The sequence below is a fragment of the Pseudomonas sp. S04 genome (assembly GCF_009834545.1).
Taxonomy (GTDB): domain Bacteria; phylum Pseudomonadota; class Gammaproteobacteria; order Pseudomonadales; family Pseudomonadaceae; genus Aquipseudomonas.
Genome location: NZ_CP019427.1, coordinates 4613833 through 4632121 on the forward strand (window position 1 = coordinate 4613833; position 18289 = coordinate 4632121).

At 61.1% G+C, this 18289-nt stretch carries 17 protein-coding genes; 7 read left to right on the plus strand and 10 right to left on the minus strand.

The window, feature by feature from the left end; genetic code table 11:
• Positions 1-87 precede the first annotated feature (87 nt).
• From rdgC to sugE, 3 genes are all read left to right on the plus strand, one after another.
• Entirely contained in the window at positions 88-1008 is a 921-nt protein-coding gene (gene rdgC, locus PspS04_RS20420) for a recombination-associated protein RdgC (RefSeq protein ID WP_095170314.1), read from the plus strand.
• Positions 1009-1146: 138 nt separating this feature from the next.
• Positions 1147-2112 (plus strand): bile acid:sodium symporter family protein, encoded by a 966-nt coding sequence (locus PspS04_RS20425; protein WP_159997450.1) that lies wholly within the window; start codon positions 1147-1149, stop codon positions 2110-2112.
• A gap of 118 nt (positions 2113-2230) precedes the next feature.
• The gene (gene sugE, locus PspS04_RS20430; protein WP_027620002.1) at positions 2231-2548 is read left to right on the plus strand and encodes a quaternary ammonium compound efflux SMR transporter SugE; all 318 of its coding nucleotides are present in this window, start codon (positions 2231-2233) and stop codon (positions 2546-2548) included.
• Between the two features lie 54 nt (positions 2549-2602).
• Here the strand turns inward: sugE and PspS04_RS20435 are convergent, their stop codons facing one another.
• From PspS04_RS20435 to PspS04_RS20445, 3 genes are all read right to left on the minus strand, one after another.
• Positions 2603-4477, minus strand: coding sequence for an MFS transporter (locus tag PspS04_RS20435; protein WP_159997452.1), 1875 nt, complete (start codon positions 4475-4477; stop codon positions 2603-2605).
• A gap of 72 nt (positions 4478-4549) precedes the next feature.
• On the minus strand, positions 4550-5701 hold the full coding sequence (locus PspS04_RS20440) for a TDT family transporter (RefSeq protein ID WP_159997454.1): 1152 nt from the start codon (positions 5699-5701) through the stop codon (positions 4550-4552).
• 106 nt (positions 5702-5807) lie between these two features.
• Positions 5808-6119, minus strand: a complete 312-nt coding sequence (locus PspS04_RS20445; protein WP_095170319.1) for a cupin domain-containing protein — start codon at positions 6117-6119, stop codon at positions 5808-5810.
• 198 nt (positions 6120-6317) lie between these two features.
• On the opposite strand from PspS04_RS20445, the gene PspS04_RS20450 reads away from it, so the two are divergent.
• Positions 6318-9788: a hybrid sensor histidine kinase/response regulator gene (locus PspS04_RS20450; RefSeq protein WP_159997456.1), complete on the plus strand. Its 3471-nt coding sequence runs from the start codon at positions 6318-6320 to the stop codon at positions 9786-9788.
• A 78-nt stretch (positions 9789-9866) separates the two neighbouring features.
• Here PspS04_RS20450 and rmuC read toward each other — a convergent pair whose 3' ends face one another.
• On the minus strand, positions 9867-11231 hold the full coding sequence (gene rmuC, locus PspS04_RS20455; protein ID WP_162530235.1) for a DNA recombination protein RmuC: 1365 nt from the start codon (positions 11229-11231) through the stop codon (positions 9867-9869).
• Between the two features lie 175 nt (positions 11232-11406).
• A complete protein-coding gene (locus PspS04_RS20460; RefSeq protein ID WP_095170322.1) occupies positions 11407-11730 on the minus strand; it encodes a hypothetical protein in 324 nt (107 codons plus the stop codon).
• A gap of 870 nt (positions 11731-12600) precedes the next feature.
• Between PspS04_RS20460 and PspS04_RS20465 the strand changes: the two genes are divergently transcribed.
• The 3 genes from PspS04_RS20465 (at position 12601) to PspS04_RS20475 (ending at position 15002) form a co-directional block, all read left to right on the plus strand.
• Positions 12601-12825: a hypothetical protein gene (locus tag PspS04_RS20465; protein WP_007898912.1), complete on the plus strand. Its 225-nt coding sequence runs from the start codon at positions 12601-12603 to the stop codon at positions 12823-12825.
• Positions 12826-13102: 277 nt separating this feature from the next.
• Positions 13103-13585, plus strand: coding sequence for a hypothetical protein (locus PspS04_RS20470; protein ID WP_095170323.1), 483 nt, complete (start codon positions 13103-13105; stop codon positions 13583-13585).
• Positions 13586-13730: 145 nt separating this feature from the next.
• Positions 13731-15002 carry an OmpP1/FadL family transporter gene (locus tag PspS04_RS20475; protein ID WP_159997458.1) on the plus strand — a complete coding sequence of 424 codons (1272 nt, stop codon included), beginning with the start codon at positions 13731-13733 and terminating at the stop codon, positions 15000-15002.
• Between the two features lie 87 nt (positions 15003-15089).
• On the opposite strand, the gene PspS04_RS20480 is transcribed toward PspS04_RS20475, so the two are convergent.
• The 5 genes from PspS04_RS20480 to PspS04_RS20495 all read right to left on the minus strand — a co-directional run bounded on the left by PspS04_RS20480 (position 15090) and on the right by PspS04_RS20495 (position 18289).
• Positions 15090-15641 (minus strand): glutathione peroxidase, encoded by a 552-nt coding sequence (locus PspS04_RS20480; RefSeq protein ID WP_159997460.1) that lies wholly within the window; start codon positions 15639-15641, stop codon positions 15090-15092.
• Positions 15642-15711: 70 nt separating this feature from the next.
• Positions 15712-15834, minus strand: coding sequence for a hypothetical protein (locus PspS04_RS27945; RefSeq protein ID WP_256585528.1), 123 nt, complete (start codon positions 15832-15834; stop codon positions 15712-15714).
• Positions 15831-17030, minus strand: coding sequence for an MFS transporter (locus PspS04_RS20485; RefSeq protein ID WP_162530236.1), 1200 nt, complete (start codon positions 17028-17030; stop codon positions 15831-15833). Before PspS04_RS20485 ends, PspS04_RS27945 begins: the two co-directional genes overlap by 4 nt.
• Positions 17031-17091: 61 nt before the next feature.
• Entirely contained in the window at positions 17092-17496 is a 405-nt protein-coding gene (locus PspS04_RS20490; RefSeq protein WP_095170327.1) for a MarR family winged helix-turn-helix transcriptional regulator, read from the minus strand.
• 61 nt (positions 17497-17557) lie between these two features.
• Positions 17558-18289, minus strand: coding sequence for an adenosylcobinamide-GDP ribazoletransferase (locus tag PspS04_RS20495; RefSeq protein WP_159997462.1), 732 nt, complete (start codon positions 18287-18289; stop codon positions 17558-17560).

Below are 18289 nucleotides of genomic sequence, written 5' to 3' on the forward strand. Positions count from 1 at the left end.
AGGCCTTCCAAAGGCTTAGCGAAGGGTTGGCCTATTGAGCTGCGCGGAGAATAATGCCCCCCTTTGTATAAAGGAGAGACTCACCCCATGTGGTTCAAAAACCTGCTTATCTATCGCCTGACCCAAGATCTGCCTGTTGATGCCGAGGCGTTGGAAACTGCACTGGCCACCAAGCTGGCGCGTCCATGTGCAAGCCAGGAGTTGACCACCTACGGTTTCGTCGCGCCGTTCGGCAAAGGCGAAGATGCACCATTGGTACATGTCAGCGGTGACTTCCTGCTGATCAGCGCACGCAAGGAAGAGCGCATCCTGCCAGGCAGCGTCGTGCGTGACGCGCTCAAGGAAAAGGTCGAAGAGATCGAAGCCGAGCAAATGCGCAAGGTCTATAAGAAGGAACGCGATCAGCTCAAGGATGAAATCATCCAGGCGTTCCTGCCGCGCGCTTTTATCCGCCGCTCGTCGACCTTCGCTGCCATCGCGCCGAAGCAGGGCCTGATCCTCGTCAACTCGGCCAGCCCGAAACGTGCCGAAGACCTGCTGTCGACCCTGCGTGAAGTGATCGGCACCCTGCCGGTGCGTCCGCTGACAGTGAAAATGTCGCCGACCGCAACCATGACCGAATGGGTCACTACCCAGAAAGCCGCGGACGACTTCTTTGTGCTGGACGAGTGCGAACTGCGCGACACCCACGAAGACGGCGGCATCGTGCGCTGCAAACGCCAGGACCTGACCAGCGAAGAAATCCAGCTGCACCTGAGCACCGGTAAAGTGGTGACCCAGCTGTCCCTGGCCTGGCAAGACAAACTGTCGTTTGTCCTCGACGACAAGATGGTGGTCAAGCGCCTGAAGTTCGAAGACCTGTTGCAAGACCAGGCGGAACAGGACGGTGGCGACGAAGCCCTGGGCCAACTGGACGCCAGCTTCACCCTGATGATGCTGACCTTCGGCGAATTCCTCCCGGCACTGGTGGAAGCGCTGGGCGGCGAAGAGATTCCGCAGGGCATCTAAAGCCTGGCGATCTCTCTTGTAGGAGCGAGCTTGCTCGCGATGGTGTGTCAGGTAAATGAGTGATGTCTGATACACCATCGCGAGCAAGCTCGCTCCTACAAGTGTTTGTATGGTGTAACTAATAATAAGGAACAGGTCATGCGCGCATTGGCAGCACTGAGTCGTTTTGTCGGCAACACCTTTGCTTACTGGGTACTGATTTTTGCGGTCGTGGCATTCCTGCAACCGTCTTGGTTCATCGACCTGAAAAGCTTCATCGTGCCGCTGCTGGGGCTGGTGATGTTCGGCATGGGCCTGACCCTCAAACTCGAAGACTTCGCCGAAGTCGCACGTCATCCGTGGCGCGTGGCGTTGGGTGTGGTCGCGCAGTTCGTGATCATGCCGGGAATGGCCTGGTTGCTCTGCCAGGTATTCAGCCTGCCGCCGGAAATCGCCGTCGGGGTAATCCTGGTGGGTTGCTGCCCAAGTGGCACCTCCTCCAACGTCATGACCTGGTTGGCCCGGGGCGACCTCGCACTCGCGGTAGCCATCTCCGCCATCACCACACTGCTTGCCCCACTGCTGACCCCGACGCTGATCTGGTTGCTGGCTTCGGCCTGGCTGCCTGTCTCGTTCATGGAGTTGTTCTGGTCGATCCTGCAAATCGTCCTGCTGCCTATCGTTCTCGGCGTGATCGCACAGCGCGTGCTGGGTGCACGGGCGCGTTATGCGGTCGAGGTCTTGCCACTGATTTCGGTGGTGAGCATCGTCATCATCGTAGCCGCAGTAGTCGCCGCCAGCCAGGCGAAAATTGCCGAATCCGGCCTGCTGATCATGGCGGTAGTGATGCTGCATAACAGCTTCGGCTATCTGCTGGGCTACCTCACCGGCCACCTGTTCAAATTGCCACTGGCGCAACGTAAAACCCTCGCCCTGGAAGTCGGTATGCAGAACTCGGGGCTCGGGGCGGCACTGGCCAGCGCGCACTTCTCGCCGCTGGCGGCGGTGCCCAGCGCCCTGTTCAGCGTCTGGCACAATATTTCCGGCGCCCTGCTCTCGACCTACTTCCGGCGCATGAGTGAGAAACAGGACCGGGAACTGGCGGCACAACAAGCGGCTGACTGACGTGGGAGCTTGATCCCCGGACTAATGATGGGCACTATACTGCGCAACGCGAGGACGACCTCGCGGCTCGATCGAGTCATTAATCTGGGGACGGCCCCGTCAATCGATGGAGGTTTGCATGTCCTGGATCATTCTGTTTTTCGCCGGTCTGTTTGAAGTCGGCTGGGCCGTTGGCCTGAAATACACCGACGGCTTCAGCCGCCCCCTGCCCACCGCCCTGACAATCGTCGCCATGGCCATCAGTCTCGGCTTGCTCGGGCTGGCGATGAAGGAGTTGCCGCTGGGCACCGCCTACGCGATCTGGACGGGTGTAGGCGCAGTGGGCACAGTCATCGCCGGGATCATTCTGTTTGGTGAATCCATGGCGCTGTTCCGCCTGGCCAGCGTTGCGCTGATCATTGCCGGACTGGTCGGGCTGAAAATCAGCGCGGCCTGATCAACTGAATAAAAAACGCCCGCATTACGCGGGCGTTTTTTATCTGTGCACTTCCTAGCGCACCGTCCCCCGCAACTCGCTGACCCGTGCCTGCAACTGCGCCGGCGCTGCCGCCTCGGCGGCTACCGGCGGGCCTGCCACCAGGGTCACCCGCGACCATAGCCGATGGAAAAAACCCTTGTTTGGGTCGCGGCTGAAAAAGCTGCCCCACAACCCTTGCAGGGCCAAGGGAATCACCGGCACCGGAGTCTGTTCGAGAATCCGCGTCAGCCCGCCCTTGAACTCATCGATCTCACCGTCAGCGGTCAGCTTGCCTTCCGGGAAGATGCACACCAGTTCGCCGTCCTTCAGATACTGGGCGATGCGGCTGAAGGCCCTTTCGTAGATCTGGATGTCTTCCTGGCGCCCGGCGATGGGAATCGTCCCGGCAGTGCGGAAGATGAAGTTCAATACCGGCAGGTTGTAGATCTTGTAGTACATCACGAAGCGAATCGGCCGACGCACCGCGCCGCCAATCAGCAAGGCGTCGACAAACGATACGTGATTGCACACCAAAAGCGCCGCACCCTCATCGGGAATCAGCTCCAGGTTCCGGTGCTGGACGCGGTACATGGAATGGCTGAGCAGCCAGATCATGAAGCGCATGCTGAACTCGGGGACAATGCGGAAGATGTAGGTGTTGACCCCGATATTGAGCAGCGACACCACCAGGAACAACTGGGGAATCGTCAACTTGGCCAGGCTCAGCAAGACAATGGTGACAATCGCCGACACCACCATGAACAGCGCATTGAGGATGTTGTTGGCAGCTATCACCCGCGCCCGCTCGTGTTCGGCGGTGCGCGACTGGATCAATGCATACAGCGGCACGATGTAGAAACCACCAAACACCCCCAGCCCGAGGATGTCCAGGAGCACCAGCCAGGTATGGGCGAAGCCGAGCACTTCGAGCCAGCCATGGCCTTCGACGCTGTCCGGGATACCGCCCGAGTGCCACCACAGCAGCAGGCCGAACACCGTCAGGCCGAAGGAGCCAAAGGGCACCAGGCCGATCTCGACTTTACGCCCGGAGAGTTTCTCGCAGAGCATCGAGCCCAGGGCAATCCCCACCGAAAACACCGTGAGGATCAGGGTCACCACGGTTTCGTCGCCGTGCATCCACTCCTTGGCGTATGCCGGGATCTGCGTCAGGTAAATCGCTCCGACGAACCAGAACCATGAGTTGCCGACAATCGAGCGCGACACCGCTGGTGTCTGCCCCAGGCCCAGGCGCAAGGTGGCCCAGGACTCATTGAAGATATTCCAGTTCAGCCGCAGCCCAGGCGTGGAGGCGGCTGCGCGGGGAATGCCACGACTGGCCAGGTAACCGAGCACTGCGATGGCGATGATCGCCGTGGAGACAATGGGCGCGTAGTGACTGGAGGACATCATGATCCCGGCACCGATGGTCCCGGCGAGGATCGCCAGGAAGGTGCCCATTTCCACCAGGCCATTACCGCCGACCAATTCTTCTTCGCGCAGCGCCTGGGGCAAAATCGAATACTTCACCGGACCGAACAACGCCGAGTGAGTGCCCATGGCAAACAACGCCAGCAGCATCAGCCATAGGTGATTGAACATGAAGCCGACCGCGCCTACCGCCATAATGGCGATTTCCCCCAGCTTGATCAGACGGATCAACGCGTCCTTGGCGAACTTTTCCCCGAACTGTCCGGCCAGCGCCGAAAACAGAAAGAACGGCAGGATAAACAGCAACGCGCACAGGTTGACCCAGATCGAGCGGTCGCCCTCAATGGCCAGCTTGTACAGAATGGCGAGGATCAACGACTGCTTGAAGATGTTGTCGTTGAACGCCCCGAGCGATTGCGTAAGAAAAAACGGTAGGAAGCGCCGCTTGCGAAGCAAGGTGAACTGCGAAGGTTGACTCATCTTCCATGTCCCTGAGTGGCTTGGATGCTCTTATTGGAATGTCGCTCAGCGATCCAGGCCACAACCTTAAAACTATTTCTTCAATCCGGCGATGCACGGCGAGACAAACAACTCACCGCGCCATGCTCCCTGCACCGTACGTTTGGCGACGATCAGCCACAGGCTCGCCAGCAGCACCACCAGCACCGAACCGAACAGGCTGAAGAAGGCCAGGCCCAGGGTGCTGGCCAGCTTCAAGGTGGCCAGCGAATAAACGCCCAGCGGGAAGGTAAAGCCCCACCAACCGAGGTTGAAGGGAATGCCGTCGCGCAAGTAGCGCAGGGTAATCAGCACCGCCATCAGCATCCACCACAGGCCAAACCCCCACAGGGTGATGCCGCCGATCAGCCCCAGCCCCGCCGCCACTTCACCGACTCCCGGCAGGCCATTAGCCGCGAAGATCACCGGCCCGTCACCGCCCAGTAGCAACATGCCCAGCGCTCCGGTGCCAATCGGCCCCAGCGCCAGCCAACTCGACGCCGCCATGTTCTCGTGGGGCAACTTGTGCAAGGCCATACGCAACAACAGGATGGTCAGGATGCTGAACGCCACTGGCAACGAGAACGCCCACAGCACGTAGCTGGTGCAGAGCATCACCAGTTGCCCATGGGCGTCCGCCAGGTGCGGGGCCAGCAGGCCCCCGCTGGCTGCAGCCACTTCCGCCGCCACCACCGGCAACAACCACACCGCGGTCATCTGGTCGATGCTGTGCTCCTGCCGCGTGAACATCATGTACGGGATCAGCACGCCGCAGGCCAGCGACATGGCGACGTCCAGCCACCACAGGACCTCGGCCACCTGGACCACATCCTGTCCCCACCGCGGCACGCCAAACACCAGGAAACCATTAATGATGGTGGCCAGGCCCATGGGAATGGTGCCGAAAAACATCGACACCGTGGAGTGGGCGAAAATCCTCCGCGCCTCATCGAAGAACAACACCCAGCGCGCGGCATACAGCACGCTGAACAACACAAACAGACCAATATTGAACAGCCACAGGCCTTCGGCGAACACCCGCAGTCCGGGGATTGCCAGCGGCAACTGGGCCAAGGCCAATGCCAGCACCCCGGTGCCCATGGTGGCGGCGAACCAGTTGGGCGTGAACTGGCGAATCACTTCGCGCGGGTGCTGTAACTGGCTCAAGGGCCGGTTGAGAATTTTGCTGCTATTGGCGCATTGCATGCTGAGCTCCTGTCCCCTGATGAGGTAGAGCCCATGATAGAAGCAGATCGAATATCTATATAACGGGTAATATCTCTAACTGTTATCTATTTTGCAGATATGCGCTCTACACACTGCCCTCGGATTCGATCACCAGCACCCGCGCCGGGCCCTGTGGATGCGCCACGTGCTCGGTCCCCACCGCGGCGTAGAAAATGTCCCCGACCTCCAGCACAACGGCTTGCTCGACACCGTTCTCGCGGTAGCGCATCTGCACCTGTCCATCGAGCACTACAAACACTTCCTGACCATCGTTGACGTGCCATTTGTATGGCTGATCCGTCCAGTGCAGGCGGGTGGTGATGCCATTCATGTTGGCGATATCCAGCGCCGCCCAGGCACGCTCGCCGGTAAACGCTTTGCTGCGGATGATCTTCATGGGTGGGGGCAATCCTTGGGGTCAGTACTGATTGATGGCCTAGGCTAACGCAAATGCCCTGCTCAGGCTCGGCTCGCTCAAGATCGCCCTGCGACACCCCGCCACGCTGAGACCTTGGTCGACACTGACGCCGCCTGAACATCGTGCGAGACTGTTCGACCGGACTGCAGTCCCGGGGGTCTTTTGCCAGGAGTTTCCATGTCGTTGTCCAGCGGGCTGATCGCCGCCGTCGCCCTGGCCTATATGGCCATCATGTTCGCCATCGCCTTTTATGGCGATCGCCGCAGCACGCCGCTGCCGCCGCGCATGCGCGCCTGGGTGTACAGCCTGTCGCTGGCCGTCTATTGCACCAGCTGGACCTTCTTTGGTGCGGTAGGCCAGGCCGCCGAACAGCTCTGGTCGTTCCTGCCGATTTACCTGGGGCCGATCCTGTTGCTGGTGTTCGCGCCTTGGGTCCTGCAAAAGATGGTGATGATCAGCAAGCAGGAGAACATCACCTCGATTGCCGACTTCATCGCCGCCCGCTACGGCAAATCCCAGTCGCTGGCGGTGGTGGTGGCGCTGATCTGCCTGGTCGGCGTGTTGCCTTACATTGCCTTGCAGCTCAAAGGTATCGTCCTGGGAGTCAACCTGCTGATCGGCGCCGGTGCCGACGCCATGGGCACCCGCGCCCAGGACACGGCGCTGATCGTGTCGTTGATCCTGGCGCTGTTCACCATCGTCTTTGGCACCCGCAACCTGGATGCCACCGAGCACCACCGGGGCATGGTGCTGGCGATTGCCTTTGAGTCGCTGGTCAAGCTGTTCGCTTTTCTTGCCGTCGGCGCATTTGTCACCTACGGCCTGTACGACGGTTTCGATGACCTGTTCGACCAGGCCATGCTCGCCCCGCGCCTGGAGCAATACTGGAAGGAAACCATCAACTGGCCGTCGATGGTGGTGCAGACCGGTGTGGCGATGATGGCGATCATCTGCCTGCCCCGGCAGTTTCACGTCACGGTGGTGGAGAACATCGAACCCCAGGACCTGCGCCTGGCGAAATGGGTATTCCCCGCCTACCTGGCGCTGGCCGCGTTGTTCGTGGTGCCGATTGCCCTGGCCGGGCAAATGCTGCTGCCCAGTTCCGTGCTGCCAGACTCTTTCGTCATCAGCCTGCCATTGGCCCAGGCCCATCCGGCCCTGGCGCTGCTGGCATTCATCGGCGGTGCCTCGGCCGCCACCGGCATGGTGATCGTCGCCAGTGTCGCGCTGTCGACCATGGTTTCCAACGACATGCTGCTGCCGTGGCTGCTGCGGCGCAAAAACGCCGAGCGCCCGTTCGAAGTGTTCCGCCACTGGATGCTCTCGGTCCGCCGCGTGAGCATCGTGGTGATTCTGCTGCTGGCCTATGTCGCCTATCGCCTGCTTGGCTCGACCGCTAGCCTGGCCACCATCGGCCAGATCGCCTTTGCCGCGGTCACCCAACTGGCCCCCGCGATGCTTGGCGCGCTGTACTGGAAACAGGCCAACCGCCGCGGCGTATTCGCCGGCCTCGCCGCGGGCACCTTCCTGTGGTTCTACACGCTGATCCTGCCGATTGCCGCCCACAGCATGGGCTGGTCGCTGAGCACCTTCCCCGGTCTCGGCTGGCTGCACAGCAACCCGCTGAACCTGCCGATCACCCCGCTGACCCAGGGTGTGGTGCTGTCACTGGCGGGTAACTTCACCCTGTTTGCCTGGGTCTCGGTGCTGTCCCGCACCCGGGTCTCGGAACACTGGCAAGCCGGGCGCTTCATCGGCCAGGAGATCAGCGCGCGGCCCAGTGGTCGCTCGCTGCTCGCGGTGCAGATCGACGACCTGCTGCAACTGGCGGCCCGCTTCGTCGGCGAAGAGCGGGCGCGGCAGAGCTTCATCCGCTTCGCCTATCGCCAGGGCAAAGGCTTCAACCCGAACCAGAATGCCGACGGTGAATGGATCGCCCACACCGAGCGGTTGCTCGCCGGTGTCCTGGGGGCTTCATCGACCCGCGCCGTGGTGAAAGCCGCGATTGAAGGCCGGGAAATGCAGCTCGAAGACGTGGTACGCATCGCCGACGAAGCCTCGGAAGTGCTGCAGTTCAACCGCGCACTGCTGCAAGGCGCGATCGAAAACATCACCCAGGGCATCAGCGTGGTCGACCAGTCGCTCAAGCTGGTGGCCTGGAACCGCCGCTACCTGGAACTGTTCAACTATCCTGACGGCTTGATCAGCGTCGGCCGGCCGATTGCCGACATCATTCGCCACAATGCCGAGCGCGGCCTGTGTGGCCCCGGCGAAGCGGAAGTGCACGTGGCCCGCCGCCTGCACTGGATGCGCCAGGGTCGCGCCCACACCTCCGAGCGACTGTTCCCCAACGGCCGGGTGATCGAGTTGATCGGCAACCCGATGCCGGGCGGTGGTTTTGTCATGAGTTTCACCGACATCACCGCATTCCGCGAAGCCGAACAGGCGCTGACCGAGGCCAACGAAGGCCTGGAGCGCCGCGTCACCGAGCGGACCCACGAACTGTCGCAACTGAACGTCGCCCTGACCGAAGCCAAGGGCACGGCCGAGTCAGCCAACCAGTCGAAGACCCGTTTCCTCGCGGCGGTCAGCCATGACTTGATGCAGCCGTTGAATGCCGCGCGCCTGTTCTCCGCCGCCCTGTCCCACCGCGACGAAGACCTGAGCCCGGAAACCCAGCAACTGGTGCATCACCTGGACAGTTCGCTGCGCTCGGCCGAAGACCTGATCAGCGATCTGCTGGACATCTCGCGCCTGGAAAACGGCAAGATCAACCCGGATCGCCAACCCTTCGTGCTCAACGAACTGTTCGACACCCTGGGCGCTGAATTCAAGGCCCTGGCCCGCGAGCAAGGCTTGAAATTCCGCTTGCGCGGCAGCCGCCTGCGGGTCGACAGCGACAGCAAACTGCTGCGCCGGGTGCTGCAGAATTTCCTCACCAATGCCTTCCGCTACGCCAAGGGCCCGGTGCTGCTGGGGGTGCGCCGCAAGGGCGACCAACTGTGCCTGGAAGTCTGGGACCGTGGCCCGGGGATCCCGGAAGACAAGCGCCAGGTGATCTTCGAAGAGTTCAAGCGCCTGGACAGCCACCAGACCCGCGCCGAGAAAGGCCTGGGCCTGGGCCTGGCGATTGCCGACGGCTTGTGCCGGGTACTCGGCCATCAACTGCAAGTACGCTCATGGCCGGGCAAAGGCAGCGTGTTCAGCGTCAGCGTGCCGCTGGCCCGCGCCCAGGCCAGCGCGCCCGACAAAGTCGCCGAGCTCAACGGCCGCCTGCCCACGGGCGCGCAGGTGCTGTGCGTGGATAACGAAGACAGCATCCTGATCGGCATGAATAGCCTGCTCACGCGCTGGGGCTGCCAGGTGTACACCGCGCGTAACCGCGAGGAATGCGCGAACCTGCTCAACGACGGCATGCGCCCGCAACTGGCACTGGTGGACTACCACCTCGATGACGGCGAAACCGGGACTCAACTGATGGCCTGGCTGCGCACCCGCCTGGGTGAGCCGGTGCCAGGCGTGGTGATCAGCGCCGACGGCCGCCCCGAGATGGTCGCCCAAGTGCATGCCGCGGGGCTGGATTACCTGGCCAAACCAGTGAAACCGGCGGCCTTGCGAGCCTTGTTGAGTCGGCATTTGCCGCTTTGACCATCACCCGGGCGACGAACCCGTAGCAGCTGTCGAGCAACGCGAGGCTGCGACCGACAGCGCCGGGGACGACTAGGGTTACTCGGGCAATTCAGCCAAGCCATCAACATCGGTCATCGCCCGCTCCAGCAAGTCTGCTGGCAGGCTCTTGCTGGCCCGTGCGCCGAGCAGCTTGAGCTGCTCGCTGCGGCTGACCAGGTTGCCACGGCCCTCGGTCAGCTTGTTGCGGGCTGCGCTGTAGGCTTTATCCAACTGCTGCAGGCGATTGCCGACTTCGTCCAGGTCCTGGATGAACAACACGAACTTGTCGTACAACCAACCCGCACGTTCGGCGATTTCCCGGGCGTTCTGGCTCTGGCGCTCCTGCTTCCACAGGCTGTCGATCACCCGCAGGGTCGCCAGCAGGGTGGTCGGGCTGACGATCACGATGTGCCGATCAAAGGCCTCTTGAAACAGGTTCGGCTCCGCCTGCAGCGCAGCCGAAAAGGCTGCTTCGATGGGCACGAACAACAATACGAAGTCGAGGCTGTGCAGGCCTTCCAGGCGTTTGTAATCCTTGTCGGACAAGCCTTTGACGTGGTTGCGCAAGGATTGCACATGCTGCTTGAGAGCCGCCTGGCCGAGCGCCGCATCCTCGGCAGCCACGTACTGTTGATAGGCCGTGAGGCTAACCTTGGAGTCGACCACCACTTGCCTGTCGCCCGGCAGGTAGATCAACACGTCCGGCTGGAAACGCTCGCCATCCGGGCCCTTGAGATTGACCTGGGTCTGGTACTCGCGACCCTTCTCCAGGCCCGCATGCTCCAGCACCCGCTCCAGAATCAACTCGCCCCAGTTGCCCTGGGTTTTCTGGCCCTTGAGGGCTCGGGTGAGATTGGTGGCCTCGTCACTCAGGCGCAGGTTCAGTTGTTGCAGGCGCTCCAGCTCCTTGCCCAGGGAGAAACGCTCGCGCGCCTCGGCCTGATAACTTTCCTCGACGCGCTTTTCGAAGGATTGAATGCGCTCCTTCAGCGGGTCGAGCAACTGGCCCAGGCGCTGCTGGCTGGTCTCGGCAAAGCGCTGCTCGCGCTCATCGAAGATCTTCCCCGCCAACTCGGCGAACTGCGCGCGCAGCTCATCGCGCGAACCTTGCAGGTCGTTGAGGCGTTGCTGATGGCTGTCCTGTTGCTCACGCAATTCGGCATTCAGCGAAGCGGCCTGGGCGTCCAGGCGCCGCAGCTCGGTCTCTTTGCTGTTGCGCTCGAGGTTCCAGGCATGGGCCGCGTCACGGGCGTTGTCGCGCTCTATCTGCAGCAGTTCGACTTCCCGGCGCACAGCCGCCAGTTCGGCTTGCTTGCTGGCGTTGGCTTGTCCCAGGTCGCTGATTTCATCGCGGCAGGCGTCCAGTTGCGCGCTCAGGCCGTCCTGGGCCAACTGGGCGGTACCCAGGCGCTCTTCCAGCAGCGCCCGGTCGGCCTGTGCCAGGCTCAAGCGCCGCTGCAGTTGCCACGCCAGAAACAACAACGGCAACCCAGCGCCCGCCAGACCGAGCAACACACTGGTCAAGTCCATAGCCATGACGACTCCTGCCGAAGAATTAAAGCCCGAAGGTTAACCAAGCCGCCCGGGCTTGGACAGCTCAGTCTTCGATCTGCCCGAGCTCGCGCAGGGCCCGCCGGTCACCGGCACGTGCAGCCTGGCGCAGCAGGTCCTGGCCAATGCGGCGGTCGCGGGCATTGCCACATTCGCGGCACATCAATTGACCCAGGCGACTTTGCGCGGCCACCACCCCTTCACGGGCAGGTGCCTTGAGCAAACGCCCGGCAAAATGTTTGACGTTGGGGTTATCGCCCAGGCGGGGACTGTCAAGCAGCCACTCGGCCACTCGCATTGACATGCGCTTGGGGGCGGTAACACCTGAGGGTGGGGAGGTAACAGAAGTTGATACTGAGCGAAACTTCATAAAGCACTGTGGGACAGATCGGAAGGCGCGCCACTTTACTCCTTTTTTCGTACGGGTAAAGCCGAAAAAAACCCAGCACGCCCGTCCTAGAGCAAGCGCTCGGGACAATCCACAGAAGCTGTGGATAACTCAGTGGACAACCCGCCCCGAACTCGCCAGAAGCCCTGTGGAATGGGGCTCCCGCTCAAACTGACGATTTTTTCACCAGTAAAAAAAAGCGATGTTTTTCATTGACTTAAATTTTCACTACAGGCACCCACTGTACCCAGTGGGGAAATGTCGGCGGGGTGACACCCTGCCCGGCTATTGTGCACAAGTACCTGTGCACTGGTTATATCACCGCACTTTTTGCGTGCGTTTTGCCAAGCAGAGGTAACAACCCAGCAAACGTAAGCAAATGTTTTTTGCCTAACACACTTCCCTTAAGCATTTCAATCCGTTAGTATCCGCAGCGTTAGTACCAAGCTGAAAGTCAATTCTGGTCGAACACCTCCCGCGGTATACCTTCCCTAAAGAGAAGCTTCTACCGACATCACGGGATCGACCACCTCGATGGTTTCCAGGTAACGCTTGCGACAACACAGCCTTTGAATCGAATGCAAAGGGTGTTGCGAAGCTCACTTACTCTGACCGAACCAACCTGCAAATTGATCAGGATCTTCACCCCGGGCCCAGAACCTTTGCCCTTGATGTGTTGCCTGCCCTCCTAAGTACCTACCTGCCGGCCCAAGCGCGCACATTTAATAGCGCTTCAACTGGCTGCTTTGTTCCAGTCGGGTTCTTCGTTCGATCAATGGTGATCGACGTTACTGGAACGTTTTAACGCTGCACGGATCAGATTCCGTGTCATTTGCAGGAACACCAATAATTATGTCGACTCAAATCCATACTCAGGATGCCATTCGCACCCTAACCAACGCTTTTGCCCCAATGAACTGCCTGATCATGGCCGCTCGCAAAGGCTGCTTCAGCTTCACGCTGGTCAACGAACACGGGATCGCTCGTCACAGCGAACGCCTGTATCCCGACCAGTACTCCAGCGCCGAGCCGCTGCAGGCCGTGATCGAGCGTACTCGCCAGGCACTGGTTGCCTGAGACGCGAGAAAGGCTGAACACCACAAGAGCCCCGCTGAAAATGCGGGGCTTTTTATTGCCTGATATTTCCCATCGCCCCACCCTGGCTTAAGCACCAACCGATATAACGGTTATAACTGCGAGCTGGAAATATTTTAAAAACAGTCCTTTACAGCAAGAATATGACACTACACTTCAACTCAAGCGGCATGATCCGCTTCCGGCGAGCCTGAGTCGACCTACCGCTGCCAAGCCCCCCATTCAGGTATCGCCGCTCACTTAATGTTTCGAGGGCCTTATGGGTATCGCTGCCAGCGAACTGTGCCGTTTTGTGATCCGTCCTACCCTGATTTACCTGGGACGACATAGCACGACTGCCGAATCCCTGCTGCTGGGTGTCGCCGCCAGCCAGTCAGCCCTCGGCTCCGCCCTGCATGACCGCCGTGGCCACGGCCTGTACCGGATTGCCGAGCTTCGCCACCAGGCCCTGTGGGATGACTACCTGGCCCTGGATCCGGAACGTGCCAGCCTGGTGCGCGGCCTCGCCAGCCAGCATGCCTTTCTCAGTGGTCCGCACCTGGAACTGACGGTCAATCTGCGTTATGCCACGGCCATTGCCTGGCTGCTGATCGAAGAGCAAAACACCCCGCTGCCCGAACCCGACGACCTGTTGGGAATGGCCCGAATCTGGCGCCAGACCTTCCAACCCCAAGGACGCCTGCGCGACTTCACTTGTGCATGGCGCGACTGTGTTTCACCGATGAATCAGGTCGCCTGCTGACCGGGCAATTTGCAAGATCGGTGAAAACCCCGCGATTATGGTCGGATTGTCCTACAAAACCGCTCTATCTCAAGCATTACCGGCTATAGCGCTGAGTCGAAAATGTTGGTAATTTTCGCCCCGGTGATCACCCGGAGTTCTAATAATGAAAAAAGTCATGCTCAAAACCACCCTTAGCCTCGCCGTTACCTTGGCATCCACCCAGATCTTCGCAGCTGGCTTTGCCATCAACGAACAAAGCATCAGTGGGATGGGTACTGGTTTCGCCGGGCGTTCTTCTGTCGCCGATGATGCAAGCACAGTTTTCGGTAACCCTGCCGGCATGGCGCGCCTCAAGCGCGAACAAGTCACTGGCGGGGTCGCCATGCTCGATGCCCACACTGACATCAGCAATGCCACCTCCAGCCCTAACAATGGCACCAACCAGGGCGACATGGTTCCGTTCATTGCCGTTCCCATGGGCTACTACGTCAAGCCGATCGATGACCAATGGGCCGTCGGCGTTGGCATGTACGCGCCATTTGGCCTGGTCACCGACTACGAGAACGGTTTTGCCGGCAAATACTTCGGCAGCAAGAGCGACGTTAAAGTCGTGACCCTGCAGCCAACTGTTTCCTACGCATTCAATGACAAGGTCTCCATCGGTTTTGGTCCGACCATCAACCGTATCCAAGGCAAGCTGGAATCCGACCTGTCGATTACCCAGGCTGCTCCCGATGGCCACGTGCGCATCAAGGGCGACGATACCGCCCTGGGCTACAACATCGGGATCCTGGCCCAGTTGACCGACAGCACCCGCGTCGGCCTGACCTACCACTCGAAAGTGAAGTACAAGCTCGAAGGCAACACCAAGGTCAACTACGGCCTGCTGCCGCTGGCTGGCCAGAGCAAGGACCAGAAGTACGACGCGTCCCTGGACCTGACCACCCCTGAGTCCGTGGACTTCTCGGTGACCCACGCTCTGGACGACCAGTGGACCCTGTACGCAGGCAGCACCTGGACCCGCTGGAGCCGCCTGAAAGAAATCACCGTAGAGAACAAGGGTGTACCTGGCGTGCTGGGCTCGCAGTTCGGTGAAATCACCGAAGAGCAGAACTGGCATGACACCTGGGCGCACGCCGTCGGTGCTTCGTACAAGCTGAACAAACAGTGGGTACTGCGTACCGGCCTGTCGTTTGACCAGGCCCCGACCAACAACGTCGATCGCTCCCCACGCATCCCGACTGGCGACCGTACCATCTTCAGCCTGGGCGCCGGCTGGAGCCCAACGGAAGACCTGACCATCGACATGGCCTACTCCTACCTCAAGGAAGAAGCCGTCAAGGTCAACAATCAGAACGATCGTGGCCAGAGCTACAACGCCAAGTATGAAAACTGGGCAAACGGCTTTGGTGTGGGCGCGACCTACCGCTTCTGATTCACGGCGCGCCTGAATGGCGCGCTTGCTGAACAGCAAAAAGCCCCGCTCTCTGGTTCAGAGGCGGGGCTTTTTAATGGCTGGCATTCAGGGTTTCGAGGCCAGGGCCTGCTCCACCGCCGCGATGAATTCCGGGCTTTCGGGTTTGGTCAGGCTGGAGAAGTTGGCAATCACCTTGCCCTGGCGGTCCACCACGTACTTGTAGAAATTCCACTTCGGCGAACTGCTTTGCTCGGCAAGCACCTTGAACAGATGGATGGCGCTGGCACCGCGAACTTTCTGCGGCTCGGTCATGGTGAAGGTCACGCCATAATTGACGTAGCAGACCTTGGCCGTCTCCGCGCCATCCGCGGACTCCTGCTTGAAATCATTGGACGGCACGCCAAGCACTTCCAGCCCCTGCTCCTTGTAGCGCTGGTACAACGCCTCAAGGCCTTTGAACTGCGGAGCGAAACCACAGAAGCTGGCGGTATTGACCACCACCAGCGGTTTGCCGGCAAAACGCTGGCACAGCTCAATGGATTCCTTGGCATGCAGCTTGGGCAATGAGCCCGACAGCAGTGCCGGGCACTCAGCGGCCAACGCCGGGCCTGCGACCAGCAACAGCAGAGCGGGAACAGCTAGCCAGCGCATCAGCATATCGGGTGTCCTCGAGAAATCGTCAGAGGGCGACGTTACTCGCCCTGCACGAATGATGGCAAGTGGCTATTTAGCAAGCTCCCAGTCCCAGCTGCATCATGGCCAGGCCGCCCTGATGCCAGCCCCACCAGGCCAGCGCCAGCAGCAGCGCGACAACCGCCGTCGCCACCAGCCTCAAGGCGATCCACCTCATGCCGCGCTCGCCTGGGCTTGCAGGCGCGCCACCGGACGCTCACGCACAGGCCAGTTCAAGGCAGCCGCCAACAAGCTGAGGAGAATCGCCACTTGCCAGATCAAGTCGTAGTTTCCTGTTCGGTCATACACCACCCCGCCCAACCAGCCACCGAGGAACGAGCCCAATTGGTGAAAGAGGAAGACGATACCTCCCAGCATAGAGAGATTTCGCACACCGAACAGGGTCGCCACCGTACCGTTGGTCAAAGGCACCGTCGACAGCCAGAGGAAGCCCATGGCCATGCCGAACAGGTAGGCGCTGGTCTGGGTGACGGGCATCCACAGAAACAGCCCGATCACCACCGCGCGCAGCAGGTACAGGCCGGTCAGCAGGCGCGGCTTGGACATCCGCCCGCCGAGCCAACCGGCGGTGTAGGTGCCGAAGATATTGAACAGGCCAATCAAGGCCAGCACCGTGGTGCCGACGGTGGCCGGAAGATGCTGATCCACCAGGTAGGCCGGCAAGTGCACACCGATGAACACCACCTGGAAACCACAGACAAAAAAGCCGAACGCCAGCAGCCAGAAGCCGGAGTGCGAACAGGCCTCGCGCAGGGCCTCCTTCAGCGTCTGCTCATGGCCCAGCACTGGCAGCGGCTTGTCCTTGAGCATGCTCACCAGCGGCACAATCAGCGCCACCAGCACGCCCAGCACCAGCAGCGCGCTGGACCAGCCGAGCCAGCCGATCAGGCCCAGGGTGCCGGGCAACATGGCGAACTGGCCGAAGGAGCCGGCAGCACTGGCGACCCCCATGCCCATGCTGCGTTTCTCCGCCGGCAAGGCCCGCCCAACCACGCCGAGAATCACCGAAAAAGACGTCCCGGACAGGCCGATACCAATCAACAGGCCGGCGCTCAGCGACAGTGACAGGGGCGAGTCGGACAGCCCCATGAACACCAGGCCCACCGCATACAAGACACCTCCCACCAGCACCACTTTCGCGGCGCCGAAGCGATCGGCCAGCGCGCCGGTAAAGGGCTGCGCCAGGCCCCAGATCAGATTCTGCAAGGCGATGGCGAAGGCGAACACTTCACGCCCCCAGCCGAACTGCTCACTCATCGGCGGCAGGAACAGACCGAAGCCATGCCGCACGCCGAGGGACAACGCCAGAATCAGCGCACTCCCGAGTAAAATCCAACCGCTGGTACGCCACATCGATGTCATTGTTATTCTCCAATCGCGGGTATATACCCGCTTAAACTCGAAAAAACCCGCTTCATGCGAGTTCGTCCAGCAAGGCCAGCAATGTTGCGCGCTTCTCGGCGCCCAACCGATCGATCAAACGTTGTTGCGCCGCCTCCCAGGCCGGCAAGGCCGCCGCCAGGCGCTCACGCCCGGCCTCGGTCAATTGCACGATGCGGTTGCGCTGGTCTTCACCCTCGACCATCCGCACCAGCCCCTCACCTTCCAACACCCGCAGGTTACGCCCCAGAGTACTGCGATCCAGCCCCATGGCCTCGGCCAGGGTGGAAATACTCGGCTGATCCAGGCGCTGCAGATTGCACAGCAAAGAATACTGGGCAACGTTGATCCCGAAGCCGTCGAGGGCGCCGTCGTAATGCCTGCTGACGCCACGGGCGGCGCGACGCAGGTTGGTGCATAAACACTGAGAGGCTAGCATGGTGCGTGTATATACCCGCGTTTAACTTTATGCAAGCTTTGCTTACGATTTTCGCCTCCCCTCAAACCAGCGCCAAAGCCATCAGCACCGCCACTTCCAGCAATTCCAGCAACGCCCCCGCCGTATCCCCGGTTGTCCCGCCAAGGCGGCGCATCATCAAATGACGCACGCCGGCGAACACCCCGACCGCCACCACCAGCGCAATCACTCCACCCCAGCCCGCGATCAGTACACAGGCCAGCGCACTGAGCAGCAGCACCCGCCGGCCGGCCTGGCGTGGCAAGTGGTCAGCCAATGCCTGCCCCAGCCCCCCCGCCCGCACATAAGGCGTCGTCAGGAACAAGCCGAGCAAGGCCGTGCGCCCGAGCAGTGGCGCGAGGATCAGCGCGACCGTGGCCTGCTGTTCGATCAGTGCCAGCAAGGCGGCGAACTTGAGTAGCAGCACCAGCACCAGGGTGACCACGGCAATCGGTCCGCTGCGCGGGTCTTTCATGATGGTCAGGGTGCGTTCGCGGTCACCAAAACCACCGAGCCAGGCATCAGCACTGTCGGCCAGGCCGTCCAGGTGCAAGCCGCCACTGAGCACCACCCAGACCGTCAGCAGGATGGCCGCGTGCAACAGCGCCGGCGCGCCCCCCAATAGTCCGTTCAGGCCCCACAACAGCCCACCAAACAACAGGCCCACCAGCGGATAAAACAGCAGCGAGCGCCCCAGCTCCTGAGGTGACGGCATGCCCGGCAGGCGAATCGGCAGGCTGCTGAGAAATTGCAGGGCGATCCACATTGGCAACAT